At 71.3% G+C, this 19669-nt stretch carries 19 protein-coding genes; 12 read left to right on the top strand and 7 right to left on the bottom strand.

The window, feature by feature from the left end; all coding sequences use genetic code 11:
- Positions 1–85 precede the first annotated feature (85 nt).
- Genes PH203_RS17410 through PH203_RS17400 form a run of 3 tightly spaced genes read left to right on the top strand, consistent with a single transcriptional unit; the run spans position 86 to position 3425 of the window.
- A complete protein-coding gene (locus PH203_RS17410) occupies positions 86–958 on the top strand; it encodes an NTP transferase domain-containing protein (RefSeq protein ID WP_289920932.1) in 873 nt (290 codons plus the stop codon).
- Positions 955–2331, top strand: coding sequence for a molybdopterin molybdotransferase MoeA (locus PH203_RS17405; protein WP_289920931.1), 1377 nt, complete (start codon positions 955–957; stop codon positions 2329–2331). Before PH203_RS17410 ends, PH203_RS17405 begins: the two co-directional genes overlap by 4 nt.
- Entirely contained in the window at positions 2328–3425 is a 1098-nt protein-coding gene (locus PH203_RS17400; RefSeq protein ID WP_289920930.1) for a potassium channel family protein, read from the top strand. Before PH203_RS17405 ends, PH203_RS17400 begins: the two co-directional genes overlap by 4 nt.
- A gap of 3 nt (positions 3426–3428) precedes the next feature.
- On the opposite strand, the gene PH203_RS17395 is transcribed toward PH203_RS17400, so the two are convergent.
- Positions 3429–4277 carry an ABC transporter permease gene (locus tag PH203_RS17395; protein ID WP_289920929.1) on the bottom strand — a complete coding sequence of 283 codons (849 nt, stop codon included), beginning with the start codon at positions 4275–4277 and terminating at the stop codon, positions 3429–3431.
- Positions 4274–5266 carry an ATP-binding cassette domain-containing protein gene (locus tag PH203_RS17390; protein ID WP_289920928.1) on the bottom strand — a complete coding sequence of 331 codons (993 nt, stop codon included), beginning with the start codon at positions 5264–5266 and terminating at the stop codon, positions 4274–4276. Before PH203_RS17390 ends, PH203_RS17395 begins: the two co-directional genes overlap by 4 nt.
- A 208-nt stretch (positions 5267–5474) precedes the next feature.
- On the opposite strand from PH203_RS17390, the gene PH203_RS17385 reads away from it, so the two are divergent.
- The gene (locus tag PH203_RS17385) at positions 5475–6455 is read left to right on the top strand and encodes an NAD(P)H-quinone oxidoreductase (RefSeq protein ID WP_289920927.1); all 981 of its coding nucleotides are present in this window, start codon (positions 5475–5477) and stop codon (positions 6453–6455) included.
- A gap of 83 nt (positions 6456–6538) precedes the next feature.
- Here the strand turns inward: PH203_RS17385 and PH203_RS17380 are convergent, their stop codons facing one another.
- Positions 6539–7324 (bottom strand): hypothetical protein, encoded by a 786-nt coding sequence (locus PH203_RS17380; RefSeq protein WP_289920926.1) that lies wholly within the window; start codon positions 7322–7324, stop codon positions 6539–6541.
- Between the two features lie 78 nt (positions 7325–7402).
- Between PH203_RS17380 and PH203_RS17375 the strand changes: the two genes are divergently transcribed.
- Both PH203_RS17375 and PH203_RS17370 read left to right on the top strand, forming a co-directional pair.
- Positions 7403–7954: a PadR family transcriptional regulator gene (locus PH203_RS17375; RefSeq protein ID WP_289920925.1), complete on the top strand. Its 552-nt coding sequence runs from the start codon at positions 7403–7405 to the stop codon at positions 7952–7954.
- A gap of 184 nt (positions 7955–8138) precedes the next feature.
- A complete protein-coding gene (locus PH203_RS17370; RefSeq protein ID WP_289920924.1) occupies positions 8139–8675 on the top strand; it encodes a bacterial proteasome activator family protein in 537 nt (178 codons plus the stop codon).
- A gap of 126 nt (positions 8676–8801) precedes the next feature.
- Here the strand turns inward: PH203_RS17370 and PH203_RS17365 are convergent, their stop codons facing one another.
- From PH203_RS17365 to pdhA, 3 genes are read right to left on the bottom strand one after another with little or no spacing between them, the layout of a single operon-like run.
- Positions 8802–10235, bottom strand: coding sequence for a dihydrolipoamide acetyltransferase family protein (locus PH203_RS17365; protein WP_289920923.1), 1434 nt, complete (start codon positions 10233–10235; stop codon positions 8802–8804).
- Between the two features lie 10 nt (positions 10236–10245).
- Positions 10246–11226, bottom strand: coding sequence for an alpha-ketoacid dehydrogenase subunit beta (locus PH203_RS17360; protein WP_289920922.1), 981 nt, complete (start codon positions 11224–11226; stop codon positions 10246–10248).
- Position 11227: 1 nt separating this feature from the next.
- Positions 11228–12376: a pyruvate dehydrogenase (acetyl-transferring) E1 component subunit alpha gene (pdhA, locus tag PH203_RS17355; RefSeq protein ID WP_289920921.1), complete on the bottom strand. Its 1149-nt coding sequence runs from the start codon at positions 12374–12376 to the stop codon at positions 11228–11230.
- A gap of 323 nt (positions 12377–12699) precedes the next feature.
- Here pdhA and PH203_RS17350 point away from each other — a divergent pair, with 323 nt between their 5' ends.
- The 3 genes from PH203_RS17350 (at position 12700) to PH203_RS17340 (ending at position 15028) form a co-directional block, all read left to right on the top strand.
- Positions 12700–13365, top strand: coding sequence for a response regulator transcription factor (locus PH203_RS17350; RefSeq protein WP_289920920.1), 666 nt, complete (start codon positions 12700–12702; stop codon positions 13363–13365).
- 62 nt (positions 13366–13427) lie between these two features.
- Complete coding sequence (locus PH203_RS17345) at positions 13428–13850, top strand: pyridoxamine 5'-phosphate oxidase family protein (protein WP_289920919.1); 423 nt, start codon at positions 13428–13430, stop codon at positions 13848–13850.
- Positions 13851–13942: 92 nt separating this feature from the next.
- Positions 13943–15028: a phosphotransferase gene (locus tag PH203_RS17340; RefSeq protein ID WP_289920918.1), complete on the top strand. Its 1086-nt coding sequence runs from the start codon at positions 13943–13945 to the stop codon at positions 15026–15028.
- A gap of 40 nt (positions 15029–15068) precedes the next feature.
- On the opposite strand, the gene PH203_RS17335 is transcribed toward PH203_RS17340, so the two are convergent.
- Positions 15069–16631 (bottom strand): protein kinase, encoded by a 1563-nt coding sequence (locus PH203_RS17335; protein WP_289920917.1) that lies wholly within the window; start codon positions 16629–16631, stop codon positions 15069–15071.
- A gap of 336 nt (positions 16632–16967) precedes the next feature.
- On the opposite strand from PH203_RS17335, the gene PH203_RS17330 reads away from it, so the two are divergent.
- The 3 genes from PH203_RS17330 to PH203_RS17320 are packed head-to-tail and all read left to right on the top strand — an operon-like array spanning position 16968 to position 19562.
- Positions 16968–18590 (top strand): protein kinase, encoded by a 1623-nt coding sequence (locus PH203_RS17330; protein ID WP_289920916.1) that lies wholly within the window; start codon positions 16968–16970, stop codon positions 18588–18590.
- 25 nt (positions 18591–18615) lie between these two features.
- Entirely contained in the window at positions 18616–19104 is a 489-nt protein-coding gene (locus tag PH203_RS17325; protein ID WP_289920915.1) for a hypothetical protein, read from the top strand.
- Complete coding sequence (locus tag PH203_RS17320) at positions 19101–19562, top strand: GNAT family N-acetyltransferase (protein ID WP_289920914.1); 462 nt, start codon at positions 19101–19103, stop codon at positions 19560–19562. The genes PH203_RS17325 and PH203_RS17320 overlap by 4 nt, the downstream gene beginning before the upstream one ends.
- Positions 19563–19669 lie beyond the last annotated feature (107 nt).

The following is a 19669-nucleotide window of genomic DNA, read 5'->3' as shown; positions in this document are numbered from 1 at the left end:
CGCCCACGGACACGGACCGCACAAGCTCTGATTGCGCGGCCTCCCCTGCGTTCCCTGTGATCGCCACGGCACGCATACTCGGGGGGTGACCGCTTACGACGTCGTCGTGCTCGCCGGGGGTGCCGCCCGGCGGCTCGGCGGTGCGGACAAGCCGGGCGTAAGGGTGGGCGGCCGGGCGCTGCTCGACCGGGTCCTGGCGGCCTGCGCCGACGCACGGACCACGGTCGTCGTCGCCGATCCCCGGCCCACCGCCCGCCCCGTCACCTGGGCCCGCGAGCATCCGCCCGGCGGCGGCCCGCTGGCCGCACTCGGCGCCGGCCTCACCCACACCACGGCGCCCGACGTGGTCGTCCTCTCCGCCGACCTGCCCTTTCTCGCGGCGGACACCGTCCGGCACCTGCTCACCGCCCTCCGCACCACCGACGCCGACGGCGCCCTCCTCACCGATGCCGAGGGCCGCGACCAGCCCCTGGTGGCGGCGTACCGCGCGGCGCCGCTGCGCCACGAGCTCACGGCGCTCGCGAAGGAGCACGAGGGCCTCACGGGGCTGCCTCTGCGGCGCCTGACCACCGCACTTCACCTCACCCGCGTCCCCGACCCCGTCGCGTCCTTCGACTGCGACACCTGGGACGACATCGCCACCGCCAGGGCACGTATCAGGGAGCATGGGCACGTGTTGGATGAATGGATTTCCGCAGTCAAGGACGAGCTGGGCATCGACCTGGACGTCGACACCGGCGTCCTGCTCGACCTCGCCCGCGACGCCGCGCACAACGTGGCGAGGCCGGCGGCGCCGCTGACGACCTTCCTCGTGGGGTATGCGGCCGCACAGGCCGGGGGAGGCCCGGAGAAGGTGGCCGAACTCGCTCGCAAGGCCGCCGATCTCGCGCTCGGCTGGTCCGAGGAGGACGCCGCCGACGCCCAGGGCAAGGCCAAGCCCGACACGGACGCCGGATGACGCCCCGGGCCGGCGCGGACGCCGAGGACGCCGAGGACCTGGATGTCGAGGAGGTGCTCGCCCTCGTGAACGGCGACGACGGCCGCACATCCGCCGGCAAGGCACCCGCGCCGCAGAACGCCCCCGCACCCACCGGGCCGGCCGAGAAGCCCGACGCCCACCATCGGGCCACCCCGTGGTCCGAGGCCCGCGCCATCGCCGGAGGCGCCGCCCGCGGCGGAACCCGAGCCGCCCGCCGCGCCCCGGTCTCCGTCCCCCTCGACGCCGCCCTCGGCCTCACCCTGGCCGCCCCCCTCACCGCCCTCACCGACCTGCCCTCCTTCGACACCTCCGCGATGGACGGCTGGGCGGTCGCAGGCCCCGGCCCCTGGGTCGTACGGGACGAGGGCGTGCTGGCCGGTCACGCCGAGCCCGTACCGCTCACCGACGGGGAAGCCGTACGGATCGCCACCGGCGCCCGGATCCCGCCGGACACCACCGCCGTCCTGCGCAGCGAGCACGGCCGTACCGACGCCCAGGGCCGGCTGCACGCCACCCGCGACACCCGGCACGGTCAGGACATCCGCCCACGGGGCCAGGAGTGCCGCAGCGGCGACCAACTCCTCCCCCTGGGCACCCTCGTGACCCCGGCCGTCCTCGGGCTCGCCGCGGCCGCCGGGTACGACACCCTCACCGTGATCCCCCGCCCCCGTGTCGAAGTCCTCGTCCTGGGCGACGAGTTGCTCACCGAGGGGCGCCCGCGCGACGGACTGATCCGGGACGCGCTCGGCCCGATGCTTCCGCCGTGGCTGCGCGCGCTCGGCGCCGAGGTCATCGCCGTACGCCGGCTCGGGGACGACGCGAGCGCCCTGCACAGGGCGATCACCGGTTCCGATGCCGATCTGATCGTCACCACCGGCGGCACGGCAGCCGGGCCCGTCGACCATGTCCACCCCACCCTGCAGCGGATCGGCGCCGAACTCCTGGTCAACGGCGTGAAGGTGCGCCCCGGTCACCCCATGCTGCTGGCCCGCCTCAAGGACGACCAGCACCTCGTCGGCCTGCCCGGCAACCCCCTGGCCGCCGTCTCCGGCCTGCTCACGCTCGCCGAGCCGCTGCTGCGGACGCTCGCCGCACGCCCCGCGCCGGAGCCGTACGCCCTGCCTCTGCGGGACGAGGTGCACGGTCACCCGTACGACACCCGGCTGGTCCCCGTCGTACTGCGCGGCGAAGGTGCCGTGCCGCTGCACTACAACGGTCCGGCCATGCTGCGGGGCATCGCGGCGGCGGATGCGCTGGCCGTCGTACCACCCGGTGGTGCCCGTCCCGGTCAGGAGCTCGAACTGCTCGATCTGCCCTGGGCGTCCGCCGGAATCGAGGTGTGTTTCACGTGAAACTTCCGGGCCATGACGCGATCGCCCGCCAGGCGGACGAACATCTCGTGACCCATCGGGTGAAACTCCCGAAGAAGGTGGTGCAGCACCCGTTCCGGCAGGTCGCCAGGCGGGTGATCATGGCGTTGCTGCTGCTCGTGGGCACGGCGTTGATCGTCTACGCCGACCGCGGTGGCTACAGCGACAACTCCGACGGCGATGTCGACCTTCTCGACGCCTTCTACTACGCGACCGTCTCGCTCTCCACCACCGGATACGGCGACATCACCCCGGTCAGCGACGGCGCCCGGCTCACCAACATCTTCCTCATCACGCCCATGCGGGTGCTGTTCCTGATCATCCTGGTCGGCACCACGCTCGAAGTCCTCACCGAACGCACCCGGGAGGAATGGCGTTTGAATCGCTGGAGGTCCACCTTGCGTGACCACACCGTCGTCGTCGGATTCGGCACCAAGGGGCGGTCGGCGATCCAGACCGTCTGTGCGACGGGACTGAAGAAGGAGCAGGTCGTGGTGGTCGACCCCAGTTCCAAGGTGATCGACGCGGCGACCGCCGAGGGTTATGCGGGGATCGTCGGGGACGCGACGCGCAGCGAGGTGCTCAAGCGGGCCGAGGTGCACAAGGCGCGGAAGATCATCATCGCCACGCAGCGGGACGACACGGCCGTTCTTGTGACGCTCACCGCCCGGCAGCTCAACAAGGGCGCCAAGATCGTGGCCGCGGTCCGCGAGGAGGAGAACGCGCCGCTGCTCAAGCAGTCCGGTGCGGATGCCGTCATCACCAGCGCCAGTGCCGCCGGGCGGCTCCTCGGACTCTCCGTGCTGAGCCCCGCCGCCGGCATGGTGATGGAGGACCTCATTCAGCAGGGCAGTGGGCTCGACATCATCGAACGGCCGGTCATAAAGGCCGAGGTGGGCAAGAGCCCACGGGAGACGAACGACCTGGTGGTGAGCGTCGTACGCGGGCACCGGGTGCTCGGATACGACGACGCGGCCGTCGGGACACTGGAGTTGACCGACCGGCTGATCACGATCGTGCGGGCGACGCCGGGTACGCAGGTCGCACCCGACGTCCGTCCGCTACCGCACGACTGACCGTCATTTCCTGTTGTAGAGCCGCATCGTGACCGGACCGAAGATCGCCACGAACAGACCCGCCCACCCCAGCGACCAGGCGATCTCGTCGGCGGGCCACTCGCCCGCCATCAGCTCGCGCACGGCCGAGGACAGATGGGTGACGGGGCTGTTGTTGACGAAGGCCTGGAGCCAGCCCGGCATGGTCTTCGGGTCGACGAAGACGTTGGACAGGAACGTCAGCGGGAAGATCACCATCATGCTGACGCCCATGACCGACTTCTCGGTGCGCAGCAGCAGCCCGAACATCGTCCAGATCCACGAGAACGCGAACGAGAAGACGACCAGCAGCGCGATCCCGGCGAGGACACCGCCGACCCCGCCGTCCGGGCGGTAGCCGATGATCATGCCGACGGTGAGCATCACCAGGGACGCGATCGTGTAGCGCAGGGCGTCGCCCAGCAGATAGCCGACCATCGTCGACGGCCGCCAGATGGGCAGTGACCGGAAGCGGTCGAAGACGCCCTTCTCGATGTCGGTGTTCACCGAGACACCCGTGTACATGGTGATCATCACGACCGACATCACCAGGATGCCCGGCAGCAGGAACTGGATGTACTCCTTCGGGGACCCGGCCAGGGCACCCCCGAACAGGTACGTGTACATCAGCACCATCATGATCGGGAACGCGGTGACGTCGAAGAGCTGCTCGGGGACGTGCTTGATCTTGAGGATCGCCCGCCAGCCGAAGGTCAGCGACGCGGACAGGGCGCTGGGCCGTGGCGGCCGCTCCCCGGTGACGAGCAGCGCGGCGAGGGACTCGGCGCTGACGGGGGCGAGGTCCTTGGTCTCCGTTGTCGTAGCGGTGCTCACGCCGCCACCTCCTCGGTGTCACGCGTGTCATGTCCGGTCAGGGCCAGGAAGACCTCGTCCAGGCTGGGCTGGCCGAGGGAGAAGTTGTCGACGGTGATGCCGGTGCGGGCCAGTTCGGCGAGCGCACGGGACGCCTGCTCGGCGGCGGAGTCGCTGTTGGTTCCCGACAGACGCGCGGTCAGGGCCACCGGATCCGGTTCCAGTTGTACGTCGGTGTCGAGCGCGAGCCGCAGCAGCTGCTCCGCCTCCGGCCGCTGTGCGGGATCCCGTAGCCGCAGATGGACGGATCCGGCGCCGACGGACGCCTTCAGCTCGCCCTTCGTGCCCTCGGCGATCACCTTGCCGCGGTCGATGACGGCGATCCGGGACGCCAGCTGGTCGGCCTCGTCCAGGTACTGCGTGGTCAGCAGCACGGTGGTGCCCTGGGCAACGACGGCACGCACGATGTCCCACACCTGGTTCCGGCTGCGCGGGTCCAGACCGGTCGTCGGCTCGTCGAGGAACAGCAGGTCGGGGGTGTTCAGGATGGACGCGGCGATGTCGATACGGCGCCGCATGCCGCCCGAGTAGTGCTTGACCTGCTTGTTCGCCGCCTCCGTCAGCCCGAAGGCCTCCAGGAGCTGGGCGGTACGGACCCGCGCGGCCTTCTTGTGGTGGCCGAGGAGACGGGCGAGCAGGATCAGGTTCTCGGCGCCGGTGAGGTCCTCGTCGACGGAGGCGTACTGACCGGTGAGGCTCACCCGGCCGCGCACCTCGTCGGCCTCACGGACGACGTCATGGCCGAAGACGTGGGCCTCTCCGCCGTCGGGGCGGAGCAGGGTGGCGAGCATCTTCACGGTGGTCGTCTTGCCGGCGCCGTTCGGGCCGAGGACGCCGTAGACCGTGCCGGTCGGGACGGCGAGGTCGACTCCGTCGACGGCCCGGGTCTCGCCGAATGTCTTCACCAGTCCCGCGGTCTCGATGGCCAGGCCGGAGGTGTGCTGGCTCATGGTGGGGTTTCCTTCCGCGTGCATGTCGCTTGCGCGTGCTTGGGCTACGCATGAGGAGACCTTTACCGTCGCGCAAACTCATCGGTTTCGCATTCGATTTCCTCCGGGGATATTCGTCGCCGCCCGCATCCAGGCGGCCGAGCCACGCATCGACGCGGTCCCCCGGCCCTTGGGCGGTGCGGGCGGCGCCGGTTGTAGCGTCGGGGGCATGCATGCGATCGCGATTCCTGAACCCGGTGGTCCCGAGGCGTTGGTCTGGAGCGAGGTCCCCGAGCCCGAGCCCGGTGAGGGCGAGGTACTGGTCGAGGTGGTGGCCAGTGCCGTCAACCGGGCCGACATCCTGCAGCGCCAGGGTTTCTACAACCCGCCGCCCGGCGCTTCCCCTTACCCCGGACTCGAGTGCTCCGGCCGGATCGCCGAAGTCGGGCCCGGTGTGTCCGGCTGGGCCGTCGGCGACGAGGTGTGCGCGCTGCTCGCGGGCGGCGGGTACGCCGAGAAGGTCGTCGTCCCGGCGGGGCAGCTGCTGCCCGTGCCGAAGGGGGTCGATGTCCGGCACGCCGCAGCGCTGCCCGAGGTGACGTGCACGGTCTGGTCGAACGTCTTCATGATCTCCCACCTCCGTCCCGGCGAGACGCTGCTCGTGCACGGCGGCTCCAGCGGCATTGGCACGATGGCGATCCAGCTCGCGAAGGCCGTCGGGGCGAAGGTCGCGGTCACGGCGGGCACGGAGGAGAAGCTGGCGCACTGCGCCGACCTGGGCGCCGACGTCCTGATCAACTACCGCGAGCAGGACTTCGTCGCCGAGGTGAAGAAGGCCACGGACGGTGCGGGGGCCGACGTCATCCTCGACAACATGGGGGCGAAGTACCTCGACCGCAACGTCCAGACCCTCGCCGTCAACGGCCGCCTCGCGATCATCGGTATGCAGGGCGGCATCAAGGGTGAGCTGAACATCGCGGCCCTCCTCGGCAAGCGCGCCGCCATCAGCGCGACCTCGCTCCGGGCCCGCCCGCTCCCCGAGAAGACGGCGATCGTGGCGGCGGTACGCGAGCATGTCTGGCCGTTGCTGGACGGGGGCCATGTCCGTCCTGTGGTGGACCGCGAGATCCCGATGAGCGACGCGGCGGCTGCGCACCGGGTGGTGGAGGAGAGCGGGCACGTGGGGAAGGTGCTGCTGGTCGTGGAGTAGACGGGCGGCTCCCCGGCCGGGGCCTGGGGCCGGTCGCAGGGCTCGCGGGGGCCCGGTGGGGACCGGGGCGGCGGTGCCGGTCGTCAGCCCCTGCGAAGTCGTACGCCCAGCATGGCGAGTGCCAGACCGAGCCCGATCAGGACCATGCCGCTGCCGAGGGGCAGTATCCGCAGGACGGGCTCGGCCGGGCGCTGCGCGCGCGCGACGGCCTGCTGGGCAGGCTGAAGCGGCGGCGCGGAGGCAACCGGCGGGGAAGCATCCCGCGACGGCTCCGGTACGACGTCGGCGGCGCCGTCGGTCTCGCTGTCGGGCTCTGCGCCCGTGTCCGCGTCCTCGGCAGGCCCCTGGTCCTCCTCGCCGGTTCTGGCCGCCTCCTGCCGTCCCGGCCGCTCCCGTCCCTCACCCGCCCGGCTTCCCGCCCGGGACGGCTCGGCGGCGGACGGGGACGCAGCGGTCTTCACCCGCGCCTCGGACCGGCCGCCGTGCACCGCTTGTGCGGACGGGGTGACCCGCCCGCCCGGCGTGGCCTTGCTGCCCGGCGCCCCGGGTGCGGTCCCGTTGTCCCTGATCGGGGGCGGGTTCCCGCCGCCCCGCCCGACAGGGGCGGTCGCGCCACCCGGTGTCCCCGGCGGGGGCTGGGCGATCTGGGTACCAGGCGTGGTTCTGCCGCCGCCGGGCGTGACCGGGCCGGCCTCGCTGCTCCGCACGCGGGACACCGTCTCGTCACTCCGCCCCTCCGCCCCCCGCTCGACCCCCCGCACCCACTCGGCACCGTACGACGCCCCCGCCCCGCACGGCACCGTTGCCGCCCCCGCTCCCAGGGCGAGCAGCAGTCCCGTAGCGCGCACCGTGTGCAGCCATCGCGTCACTGGACCAGCGTCACACCGGGTCGGGATTCCGGCATTCCGGGAGCCGCCGAAGTCGGCGGACGGCCGCACAATCCGGGTATGTCGATACGACACGGACTGCTGGCCCTCCTGGAGAGCGGCCCCCGCTACGGGTCACGGCTGCGCACCGAGTTCGAGGCGCGTACGGGCGGGGCCTGGCCGCTCAACATCGGGCAGGTGTACACGACGCTCGGCCGGCTGGAGCGGGACGGGATGGTCGTGCAGGAGGGCGCGGACGAGGCGGGGCACGCGCTGTACGGGCTCACGGAGGCGGGCCGGGACGAGTTGCGGGGCTGGTTCGCGGGGCCCGTGGAGCGGGAGACGCCGCCGCGCGACGAGCTGGCGATCAAGCTGGTGATGGCGGTGGGGACGGCCGGTGTCGATGTACGGGATGTCGTCGAGGCCCAGCGGCGGCATGTCTCCCGGGTGCTCCACCTCCATCTGCGGCAACGGGCCGAGGCTCTGGCGCGGGCGCCCGAGCATCCGGACGAGGTGGCCCGGCTGCTGGTGCTGGAGCAGCTCGTCTGCCACACGGAGGCCGAGCTGCGCTGGCTCGACCACTGCGAGGCCCGCCTCCTGCGGCTCACCCAGACCCGGGGCTCCGAGGACTGACGGCCCTCGCCCACGTTCCCCGGTCCCTTCCGCCACGTTCCCCTGGCCCTTCCGCCGCGCTCCCCGGGCCTCGCCGCCACCGACGGAAACGCCACCGACGGAAACTGCCACCCCGTAAACGGTGGATCACCCTCCACCGGGGGCACCTCAGTGGTGAGGTGTAGTGGTGCGAGAGAATGGCGGCATGGAGATGCCGAGGAACGAACGGTCGTCCGAACAGCCGCAGATCCTGGTCGTGGGCCAGGACGGAATGGCGCTCGGCGGCACCGGGGACGAGGACTCCCGCGAGCTTCCGGTGACGGAGATGGTGGAGCAGCCCGCCAAGGTCATGCGGATCGGCAGCATGATCAAGCAGCTGCTGGAAGAAGTGCGCGCGGCTCCTCTGGACGAGGCGAGCCGGGTCCGGCTGAAGGAGATCCACCGCAGCTCGGTGAAGGAGCTGGAGGACGGTCTGGCGCCGGAGCTCGTCGAGGAGCTGGAGCGGCTCTCCCTGCCCTTCTCGGACGGGGCGACCCCGAGCGACGCCGAACTGCGGATCGCCCAGGCTCAGTTGGTCGGCTGGCTGGAGGGTCTCTTCCACGGGATCCAGACCACCCTGTTCGCCCAGCAGATGGCCGCGCGGGCGCAGTTGGAGCAGATGCGGCGGGCGCTGCCGCCGGGCGTGGGCCACGACGGCGAGGACGGGCACCCGGGCGGACGCTCCGGCGGGCCGTACCTCTAGACATACAGCTCAGGACAGGCAGCTAAGCAACAGGCAGCTCAGCAACAGACAGCTAAGCAAAGACAGCTCAGGACAGGCATCGTGAAGGGGCCGGCGTCATCGGACGCCGGCCCCTTCACCCAGGTCTCACGCCCAGGTGATCAGCCGCTTGGGCTGCTCCAGGATCGCGGCCACGTCCGCCAGCACCTTGGAGCCCAGCTCCCCATCCACCAGGCGGTGGTCGAAGGACAGCGCCAGGGTCGTGACCTGACGCGGCTTCACCTTGCCCTTGTGGACCCACGGCTGGAGCTTGATCGCACCGACTGCGAGGATCGCGGACTCACCGGGGTTGAGGATGGGGGTGCCGGTGTCGACGCCGAAGACGCCGACGTTGGTGATCGTCACCGTGCCGCCCTGCATCGCGGCCGGGGAAGTCTTGCCGTCCCGTGCCGTGGACACCAACTCGCCGAGCGACTCGGCCAGTTGCGGCAGGGTCTTGGCGTGGGCGTCCTTGATGTTCGGGACGATCAGGCCGCGCGGGGTGGCGGCGGCGATGCCCAGGTTCACGTAGTGCTTGAGCACGATCTCCTGGTTGGCCTCGTCCCAGGACGCGTTGACCTCGGGGTTGCGCTTGATCGCGACCAGCAGGGCCTTGGCGATCAGCAGCAGCGGGTTGACCCGCAGCCCCTGCATGTCCTTGTCCTGCTTGAGTTCCTCGACCAGCTTCATCGTCCGGGTCACGTCGACGGTCACGAACTCCGTGACATGCGGCGCCGTGAACGCCGAGCCGACCATCGCCGCCGCCGTCGCCTTGCGGACGCCCTTGACCGGGACACGGGTCTCGCGCGCGGTGTCGTACGTCGGCACGGGCGCGGGGGCCTTGACCGGCGCAGGTGCCGGTGCGGGCGTCGCCTCCGGTGCCGGGGCCACCGCCGCGTGGACGTCCTCGCGCGTGATGATGCCGTCCGGGCCGGACGGGACGACCGTGGTCAGGTCGACGCCGAGGTCCTTGGCCAGCTTGCGCACCGGCGGCTTCGCCAGCGGGCGCTCCTGGACAGCGGCTTGGGGGGTCTGGGGGGCCTGGGGGGTCTGGAGAGCCTTGGCGGTCTCCGTGGCTCCCGTGGCCCCATGGCCGTTCAGCTCGGTCTGGATCGCCGCCGAGGCCTCCTGGACCGGGATCTGGGGGCCCTTGCGGGGCCGCCGCTTCGTCGAGGACGCGGCGACGCCGTACCCGACGAGCACCGGCTGGCGTCCCTCGGGCTTCTTCTCGGGCGCGGGAGCGGTCTCCGCAGGGGCCGCAGCCGGAGCTGCCGCCGCCCCGCCCGACACGTCCACCGCGATGATCGACGTGCCCACGTCGACCGTGGTGCCCTCGGGGAAGTGGAGCTCCCGGACGACACCGTCGTAGGGGATGGGCAGTTCGACGGCCGCCTTGGCGGTCTCGACCTCGCACACCACCTGGCCGTCGGTGACCTGGTCGCCGGGCTGGACGTACCACTTGAGGATCTCGGCCTCGGTGAGGCCCTCGCCCACGTCCGGCATCTTGAACTCGCGTACGGACGCTTCCGTCATCGTCGTCACGACCCTCTCCTCAGTACGCCAGGGCACGGTCGACGGCGTCGAGCACCCGGTCCAGGCCCGGCAGGTACTCCTCCTCCAGGCGGGCCGGCGGGTAGGGGGCGTGGTAGCCGCCGACCCGGAGCACCGGGGCCTCCAGGTGGTAGAAGCAGCGCTCCGTGATGCGGGCGGCGATCTCCGCGCCCGAGCCGAAGAACACCGGCGCCTCGTGGACGACCACCAGGCGGCGGGTCTTCTCGACCGAGGTCTGGATGGAGTCGAAGTCCAGCGGGGAGACCGAGCGCAGGTCCAGGACCTCCAGCGAGCGGCCCTCCTCGGCCGCGGCGTCCGCGGCCTCCAGGCAGGTCTTCACCATCGGGCCGTACGCCACCAGCGTCAGGTCGGTGCCCTCGCGGGCCACCTGGGCCTTGTGCAGCGGGCCGGGGATGGACTCGGTGTTGACCTCGCCCTTGTCCCAGTAGCGGCGCTTGGGCTCGAAGAAGATGACCGGGTCGTCGCTCTGGATGGCCTGCTGCATCATCCAGTACGCGTCGGAGGAGTTGGACGGCGAGACGATCTTCAGGCCCGCCACGTGCGCGAAGAGCGCCTCCGGGGACTCGGAGTGGTGCTCGACCGCGCCGATGCCGCCGCCGTAGGGGATGCGGACGACGACCGGGAGCTTGACCTTGCCCAGCGAGCGGGCGTGCATCTTCGCGAGCTGCGTGACGATCTGGTCGTAGGCCGGGAAGACGAAGCCGTCGAACTGGATCTCCACCACCGGGCGGTAGCCGCGCAGGGCGAGGCCGATCGCGGTGCCGACGATGCCGGACTCCGCGAGGGGGGTGTCGATGACGCGGCTCTCGCCGAAGTCCTTCTGCAGGCCGTCCGTCACACGGAAGACGCCGCCGAGCTTGCCGACGTCCTCGCCCATGATGAGGACCTTGGGGTCGGATTCCAGGGCGCGGCGCAGCGATTCGTTGATCGCCTTGGCCAGAGCCATCTTCTCGGTCGCCATGTCAGGCCCCCTCTCCGTCAGCGAACGACGCCTGGTAGGCGGCGAACTGAGCGCGCTCCTCATCGACGAGCGCGTGTCCGTCCGCGTACGCGTGCTCGAAGATGGCGAAGTGGTCCGGGTCCGGCATGGCACGGACCGCCTCACGTACTCGCTTGCCCAACGCCTCGCTCTCGGCCTCGAGTTCCGCGAAGAATCCCTCGTCCGCGTGGTTTGAGGCCTCCAGGAACCGGCGAAGGCGCAGGATCGGGTCCTTCGCCTCCCAGGACAGACGCTCCTCGTCACCGCGGTAGCGGGTGGGGTCGTCGGAGGTGGTGTGGGCGCCCATCCGGTAGGTGTACGCCTCGACCAGCGTCGGGCCCTCGCCGGCGCGGGCGCGCTCCAGCGCCCACTTCGTCACCGCGAGACTCGCCAGCACGTCGTTGCCGTCCACGCGCACGCCCGGGAAGCCGAAGCCCTGGGCGCGCTGGTAGAGCGGGACGCGGGTCTGCTTCTCGGTGGGCTCGGAGATCGCCCACTGGTTGTTCTGGCAGAAGAACACGACCGGGGCGTTGTAGACCGCGGAGAAGGTGAAGGACTCCGCGACATCGCCCTGGCTGGACGCGCCGTCGCCGAAGTAGGCGATGACCGCGCTGTCGGCGCCGTCCTTGGCGACGCCCATCGCGTAGCCGGTGGCGTGCAGCGTCTGGGAGCCGATGACGATCGTGTAGAGCTGGAAGTTGTTGCTGTTGGGGTCCCAGCCGCCGTTGTTCACGCCGCGGAACATGCCCAGCAGGTTCTCCGGCGGGACTCCGCGGCACCAGGCGACGCCGTGCTCGCGGTAGGTCGGGAAGACGTAGTCGTCGTCGCGCAGGGCCCGCCCGGAGCCGATCTGGGCGGCCTCCTGGCCGAGCAGCGAGGCCCACAGGCCCAGCTCGCCCTGGCGCTGCAGGGAGGTGGCCTCGGCGTCGAAGCGGCGGGTGAGCACCATGTCGCGGTACAGACCGCGGAGCTCTTCGGGGGTGATGCCGGCGACGTACTTGTCGTAGATGGCGTTCTTGACGCGCTTGCCCTCGGGGGTCAGCAGCTGAACCAGCTCGGGCTCGGTGCTGGGGGACTTCTTGGTCCCGGCGCTGCGTCGCGGCTTGCGCGCGGCAGTGCTCTCCACGGTCACGTGTGCTCCTCCGTCGGTCCGGCCACCCGGGTTCGCCGGGCGCCAGTGCGGCTCACCTGAAGCCCTACGACGCACGGGGTGGGTGCGGTTCGGTCGGGAACAGGCGTGACAGGTGCCCCGGCGAGCGCCCTGCAAAAGGCACGTTACCCAGTGCTGCACATTTCTGTGAAACCCCTCCTGACCTGCGGTTTTACTTGGATTTCCAAGTAAAGAACGCAAAATCGGGAACAGTCGCTGGTCACAGCCTTGCAGGAGGCCGGAGCAACGGCACGTTATCCCGGGTGCCCAGGTCACGGGAAGAGTTTCTGTGTTTGACTTACCGCGTGCGCGATAACGGAAAAATCCGGGTATTTCTCCTCGACGACCACGAGGTGGTACGCCGCGGCGTCCATGAGCTGCTCTCGGTCGAGGACGACATCGAGGTGGTCGGCGAGGCCGGTACCGCGGCCGACGCGCTGGTACGCATTCCGGCCACCCGCCCTGATGTGGCGGTGCTGGACGTACGGCTCCCGGACGGCAGCGGGGTCGAGGTCTGCCGGGAGATCCGGTCCCGGGACGAGGACGTCAAGTGCCTGATGCTGACCTCGTTCGCCGACGACGAGGCGCTCTTCGACGCGATCATGGCGGGCGCTTCGGGCTACGTCCTGAAGGCCATCCGGGGCGACGAGCTCCTCACGGCCGTCCGTGACGTCGCCGCCGGCAAGTCCCTGCTCGACCCGGTGGCCACCGCGCGTGTGCTGGAGCGGCTGCGGGACGGCGGCAGCGCCAAGGGCGACGACCGGCTCGCGCACCTCACCGAGCAGGAGCGCAAGATCCTCGATCTGATCGGGGAGGGGCTCACCAACCGCCAGATCGGCGAGCGGCTGCATCTCGCCGAGAAGACGATCAAGAACTATGTGTCGAGTCTGCTTTCCAAACTCGGTATGGAGCGGCGTTCGCAGGCGGCGGCCTATGTGGCGCGTATGCAGGCGGAACAGCAGCGGCATTAAGTGCCCGCATTGAGGACCAAAGACCTCTCCACCGAACGGCGCGCAGGTCCGACATTGGATGCATGCCCTCCGACGAACAGCTCGCCGTCGATCTGCTCGCCCGCACCGACTACGGCCGGGTGGCCACCAGCATGCGCGCCCTGCCCTTCCTCGCCTTCGCCCGGCACATCGTGGACGACGGGCGGGTGCTGCTGCGGCTGCCCAGGAGCTGCGACTACCACCGGGCGTGCGTCGGCAGCGTCGTGGCGTACGGCTCGGACAATCTGAGCTCGGCGCGGCCCGGTGAGGGGCTGTGGTCCGTCCAGGTCGTCGGCGCGTGCACGGCGTACGAGCCGACGGCGGCCGAGCTGGAGCGGTTCGGCCCGGCGCCCCGGACCGTCGACGGTGCGCCGTACGAGCCCGTCTATCTGCGCGTCGAGCCGCAGTTCGGGACGGTCCATTCGACCGACGGCGCCCTCGAAAGTCACTTCGCGCACATAGCGTGATCGAAAGTGGCTGTGTGTGACAACGCCCAGCTCACGGGCCCGGCTCGTGCCCTAGCATCTGGCGCGTGCCGCGCCCCTGTGTACCACCCCCTGTGCCCTCCGCGCCCCCGCTGCGCGCCCTCCTCAGCCAGTACGCCGCCGGCTCCGCCGTCACCTGCGACCCCGTCGACCAGGGGCTCCTGAACCGCGGCTACCGCCTGTGCACGACCCGCGGCCGCTACTTCCTCAAGCACCACTTCGACCCCGACACCGCAGACCCGGCCGCCATCGCCCGCCAGCACCGGGCCACCGAGCGGCTGGCCGCCCTCGGCGTCCCGGTCGCCCCTCCCCTGCCCGGCCGTGACGGCCGCACGGTCGCGGTGGTCGGCGGCCACGCCTACGCGCTGCACCCGTGGATCGAGGGGCGGCACCGGCACGGGGGCCAGCTGACGCCGGAGCAGTGCGGGCGGCTGGGGGCGCTCTTGGGGGTGGTGCACGCGAGCCTGGAGCGAGTGATGCCGGGGCAGGCGATGTCGGCGCAGGTGATGCCGGAGCAGGGGCGGGGCGCACGGGGCGAGGAGTGCGCCGGGCCGACCAGCGGCGCGCCCGCGCCCGCGGCGGGCCCCCGCGCCGAGAGCGCCGACCCCGTCCACACCTTCGCCCTCATCGACGGCCTCCTCACCCTCGTACGCCGCCACCGCCCGGCCGACTCCTTCGACGAACTCGCGCGGCACCGGCTTCTGGAGCGGCAGGCCCTGCTGGAGCGGCACGCGGACCGGAGGCCGCCGCGGGGCGGGTGTGTGGGGTGGGTGCACGGGGACTTCCACCCGTTCAACCTGCTCTACCAGGGGGACGCGCCCGCCGCGATCGTCGACTGGGACCGGCTCGGCGTGCAGCCACGCGCGGAGGAGGCCGTACGCGCCGCCGCGATCTTCTTCGTACGGCCCACGGGGGCGCTCGACCTGCCGAAGGTGCGGGCGTACGCGCGCGCGTACCGGCGTGCGGCGGGAGCCACGCCCTCGGAACTGGCGGCGGCCGTCCATCGCGTGTGGTGGGAGCGCCTCAACGACTTCTGGATGCTCCGCTGGCACTACGAACGCGGCGACACCCGGGCGGACCCCCAGTTCCCGGCGGCCTCGGCCCTGGCGGTGTGGTGGACCCGGGAGTACGAGACGGTGTGCGAGGCCTTCGCGGACTGACGGCCCGGCTCACAGGCCCAAGGCTCACAGACTCAAGGGCTCAGGGGTTGCCCTCGTTGCCGCCGTCCGTGGTGCCCGCGTCCGTGCCGCCCGTCTCCGTCGGGTCCGCGGTGGTCGGGTCCGCGGTGGTCGGGTCCGCGGTCGTCGGGTCCGCGGTCGTGGGGTCCTCCGTCGGCTGCGTGGCCGTCTCCGAAGGTGTCGCCGAGGGCGTGTACGAGGGCTTGGACGACGGCGTCCAGGAGGGACCGCCGTTGCTCGTGCCGTCGTCGGTGTGGTCGTCGGAGGGCTCGTCCGTCGGGTCGTCGGTCGGGGACTCGCTGGTCGTCTCCGACGGCGTCGTGGAGGTGGTCGGCGACTTGGTGGTGTCGCCGCCCCCGCCGCCCCCGCCGCCGCCGTTGAGGGCCAGCGCGACGCCCGCCGCGATGGCGATCACCGCGAGGACGGCGAGGATCCAGAGCTTGCCGCGGCCGCTGCCCCGGTTGCCGTGGCCCTCGAAGCCGCCGTCGTCACCGCCGCCGTAGCCGGCGGGGAGGATCGGCTGGGGGATCTGGTTGGTGCCGGAAGCGTCCCCGGGGTGCTGCATGACGGTCGTGTGGGCGAAGCCGCCCGCCGGGGTGTTGCGGCCCTCGTGCATCGCGACCGGGCCGGTGTTCCAGGTGCCGGTGTGACCGCCCTGCTCGTACAGCATCTGCAGGCCGTACTGGACCAGGCCGCGCATCTCCTCGGCGGTCTGGAAGCGGTCGTCGGGCTCCTTGGCGAGGGAGCGCATGACGAGGCCGTCGAGCTCCGGCGGGGTCGCGTCGGAGACCTCGGACGGCGGGGTCGGGATGTCCTGGACGTGCTGGTAGACCACCGACAGCGGCGTCTCGCCGGTGAACGGGGGCCGCAGGGCGAGGAGTTCGTAGAGGAGGCAGCCCGTCGCGTACAGGTCGGAGCGGTGGTCGACGGCCTTGCCGAGCGCCTGCTCGGGGGACAGGTACTGAGGGGTGCCCATGACCATGCCGGTCTGCGTCATCGTCGACTGCGCGCCGTGCAGGGCGCGGGCGATGCCGAAGTCCATCACCTTCACGGCGCCGTTGTTGGTGATGATGACGTTGGCCGGCTTGATGTCGCGGTGCACGATGCCGTGCTGGTGCGAGTAGGCGAGCGCCTCCAGGACGCCGGAGACGATGATCAGGGCCTGCTCCGGGCCCGGCGCCTCGGCGTTGATCAGCAGATCGCGGATCGTCCGTCCCTCGACGATCTCCATGACGATGTACGGAACGGCCTGGCCGTTCACATGGTCCTCGCCGGAGTCGTACACGGCGACGATCGCATGGTGGTTGAGACCGGCCACCGACTGGGCCTCGCGCGTGAAGCGGGCCTTGGAGACCGGGTCCTCGGCGAGGTCGGCGCGCAGCAGCTTGACCGCCACGGTCCGCCCCAGGCGTACGTCCTCGGCGGCGAACACCTCGGCCATGCCGCCGCGGCCGAGTCTGCGGGTCAGCCGATAACGGCCGTCACCGACCAGCCCGCCGTTACCCCACAGCTCCGGCGCATCCGACATTCCGCCGCCAGTCGCCTCGGGGTCGGACGGGCCCTGAGCGCGCTGCTGCTGTGCCATCGGTCCTCGCCGTCGTTTCTGCCCGCGGTGCGCGCGGTGTTGTTACGGTCTCCGTCGGCCACGCTACAGCCTCCGCGCAAGCCTCCGGTCCGGGACGACCCCGGGGACCGGTCCGAGACGGACCGGCCATCAAAGCGGTAGCACGCGCTGTCGTGCAAATTCTGTGTACCGGCAGTACGGCACCTGTAACGCTTCCGCGACGCTTCTTTCGCGTACGGTCACGGAACGGGCACCCGGCTTGACCTGTCAGTGCCGTGGGGCAGACTTGGCCGGGAATGAGCCATTCGATCAACGACAGTCGGGCCGGCGCCTGATGGCCGATGGGGGACACGGAACATGAGCCAGGACGGCGCACACGGCCGGTACGCGGGGCGGGCGATCGCCAACAACCGCTATCAGCTGCGCGACTTGCTCGGCGAGGGCGGCATGGCCTCGGTGCACCTCGCGCACGACACCGTGCTCGACCGCCCCGTCGCGATCAAGACGCTGCACACCGAGCTGGGCCGCGAGCAGGCCTTCCGCGAGCGCTTCCGCCGCGAGGCCCAGGCCGTGGCCAAGCTCACGCACACCAACATCGTCTCGGTCTTCGACACCGGCGAGGACACCCTCGACGGCACGACGATGCCGTACATCGTCATGGAGTACGTCGAGGGCCGCCCGCTCGGCTCGGTGCTCGACGAGGACGTACGGCAGTACGGCGCGATGCCCGCCGACAAGGCGCTGAAGATCACCGCGGATGTGCTGGCGGCGCTGGAGATCAGCCACGAGATGGGCCTGGTCCACCGCGACATCAAGCCCGGCAACGTGATGATGACCAAGCGCGGCGTGGTCAAGGTCATGGACTTCGGCATCGCGCGCGCCATGCAGTCGGGCGTGACGTCGATGACGCAGACCGGCATGGTCGTCGGCACCCCCCAGTACCTCTCCCCCGAGCAGGCCCTCGGCCGCGGTGTGGACGCCCGCTCCGACCTCTACTCGGTCGGCATCATGCTGTTCCAACTGGTCACCGGGCGGCTGCCGTTCGACGCGGACTCGCCGCTGGCGATCGCGTACGCGCATGTGCAGGAAGAGCCCGTGGCGGCCTCGTCGATCAACAGATCGCTGCCGCCGGCCGTCGACGCGCTGATCGCCCGCGCCCTCAAGAAGAACCCGAACGAGCGCTTCCCCAGCGCCGACTCCATGCGCGACGAGTGCCTGCGCGTGGCCGCTTCCTTCCAGGCGGCGGCGCCGAGCATCGTGCCCGGCGCGCAGACGTCGAGCGGCGCGGGCGTGGGCTCCGCGGTGTTCCCGCCGGTCGACCAGGCGACGCCGGCGCCGGCGGGCCCGGTCCAGACCCCGTACCAGCCGGCCCCGAACCCGTACGGCACCCCGACGCCGCCGCCGTCTCCGGCGTACGGCTACCCGCAGCAGGGCGGCTACCAGGCGCCGACGCCGGCGCCGAACGCGTATGCGTCCACTCCTCCGCCGTACAACATCACGCCCCAGCACGCGCCCGCCTCGGGCGGTGGCGGCGGCAGGGGCAACCGGCCGGTGATCCTCGGCTCGATCATCGTGTCCGTCGTGGCCGTGGGCGGTCTGATCGCGGCACTGACGCTGAACGGCGGCGGGACGGACGACGACGCCAAGGGCGGCGGCAGCGCGAGCACGTCCTCGACGCCGTCGGGCTACCGGACCGGCGACGCGGGCCGCACGGTGGAGACGACCGAGTGCACCGAGCCGCGGGAGTCGTACAACGACCCCGACAAGGTGGAGATGCCGGACTTCCAGTTCAAGAACTGGGATTCGGTTCTCAAGTGCCTCCAGGCCGCGGGCTGGAAATACACCGACAAGGACTATCCGGAGAACACGTACGGCCAGGGGACGGTCATGAACCAGTTCCCCACGGCCGGCACGGACTTCGACCCGAAGGAGCCGCCGGACATGGAGTTCGGCGTCTCGACGGGTCTGCCCGCCAGTTGACGGAGGGACGAGCCGGAGGAACGCCATGGCAGTCGACGAGGTCGCGCTGAAGGTGCTCGCCGACACCCACCACGCCCGGGCCGTGCGGCCGTTCGGGGTGCACGAGGTCGCCGGACACCTGGTGAAGGCGTACGGGATCGAGGCGCCCGGGCGGGCGGTAGAGGACGTCGCGGCCGGGCTCTCCATCGCCGAGGCGCATCTCGCCGGCGCCGCGCTCCGTGGCTCGCTCGGGGTCGCCGTGCTGCTCGTGCACGCGGGCGGGGACGGTGACTACGTCCTCGTGCACACCTGGATCGAGGGGGACATGTCCGATCTCGCGGTCTTCGTCGGCCCCGTCGGTGGGCCGGAGGGGCTGCGGCCCGGGCGGCAGGGGCTGGCTCCGTGCGTGTGGGAGGCGGCGGTGTTCGCGTACGAGCGGGACGCCTGGGTGCGGCATGTGCTGGACGGGGACGGGGAGATCGGCGAGCGGCTCGCGGCCTGGTCCGCGGATGTGCTGGAGGGTGAGGTCCGGTGAGCCGTCGCCCCGTGGTGCGGCCGGCCCGGGTCGGGGATCTGGCGGAGGTCGTCGCGCTCATCGGCGAGCACGCCGCCTATGAGAAGGCCGATCCGCCCGCCGCCGGGCTCGAAGGGCGCCTGGAGCGGCTGCTGTTCGGGAGTTCCGAGCCCCGGCTGCGCTGTTTCGTCGCGGAGTCGGACGGGCGCGTCCTCGGATACGCCACCTGTTCCGCCGAGGTGTCCACCTGGGACGGGGCCGAGTATCTGCACATGGACTGTCTGTTCCTGCGGGACGGCCATCGCGGGCTCGGCATCGGGGAGGCGCTCATGAACGCCGTACGCGACGAGGCGCGGGCCCTCGGGCTGGGGCATGTGGAGTGGCAGACGCCCGCGTGGAACGACGGGGCCATCCGCTTCTACGAGCGGATCGGGGCCGTGGCGAAGGACAAGCGGCGCTTCTCCCTGCCGGTCGACTGACGCCCTGGCGCCCTCGCTTGAGGGCCCTCGCACGAAAGCCCTCGTATGAAAGCCCTCGCATGAAAGGAGGGGGGCCTGCCGCCGCAGCCCCCCTCCTTTCATGCCGC

Origin of the sequence: Streptomyces sp. S.PB5 (assembly GCF_030403745.1) — a bacterium.
In the GTDB taxonomy this organism is placed as follows: Bacteria; Actinomycetota; Actinomycetes; order Streptomycetales; family Streptomycetaceae; genus Streptomyces.
The sequence above is the reverse complement of the archived record's forward strand: the minus strand, read 5'-3'. Positions and strand labels throughout refer to the sequence as shown.

Coding starts and splice junctions, on each gene's coding strand:
- PH203_RS17405 (WP_289920931.1), top strand. CDS start 955: ATGACGCCCCGGGCCGGCGCGGACGCCGAGGACGCCGAGGACCTGGAT.
- PH203_RS17390 (WP_289920928.1), bottom strand. CDS start 5,266: ATGAGCCAGCACACCTCCGGCCTGGCCATCGAGACCGCGGGACTGGTG.
- PH203_RS17385 (WP_289920927.1), top strand. CDS start 5,475: ATGCATGCGATCGCGATTCCTGAACCCGGTGGTCCCGAGGCGTTGGTC.
- PH203_RS17375 (WP_289920925.1), top strand. CDS start 7,403: ATGTCGATACGACACGGACTGCTGGCCCTCCTGGAGAGCGGCCCCCGC.
- PH203_RS17370 (WP_289920924.1), top strand. CDS start 8,139: ATGGAGATGCCGAGGAACGAACGGTCGTCCGAACAGCCGCAGATCCTG.
- PH203_RS17360 (WP_289920922.1), bottom strand. CDS start 11,226: ATGGCGACCGAGAAGATGGCTCTGGCCAAGGCGATCAACGAATCGCTG.
- PH203_RS17345 (WP_289920919.1), top strand. CDS start 13,428: ATGCCCTCCGACGAACAGCTCGCCGTCGATCTGCTCGCCCGCACCGAC.
- PH203_RS17335 (WP_289920917.1), bottom strand. CDS start 16,631: ATGGCACAGCAGCAGCGCGCTCAGGGCCCGTCCGACCCCGAGGCGACT.
- PH203_RS17330 (WP_289920916.1), top strand. CDS start 16,968: ATGAGCCAGGACGGCGCACACGGCCGGTACGCGGGGCGGGCGATCGCC.
- PH203_RS17325 (WP_289920915.1), top strand. CDS start 18,616: ATGGCAGTCGACGAGGTCGCGCTGAAGGTGCTCGCCGACACCCACCAC.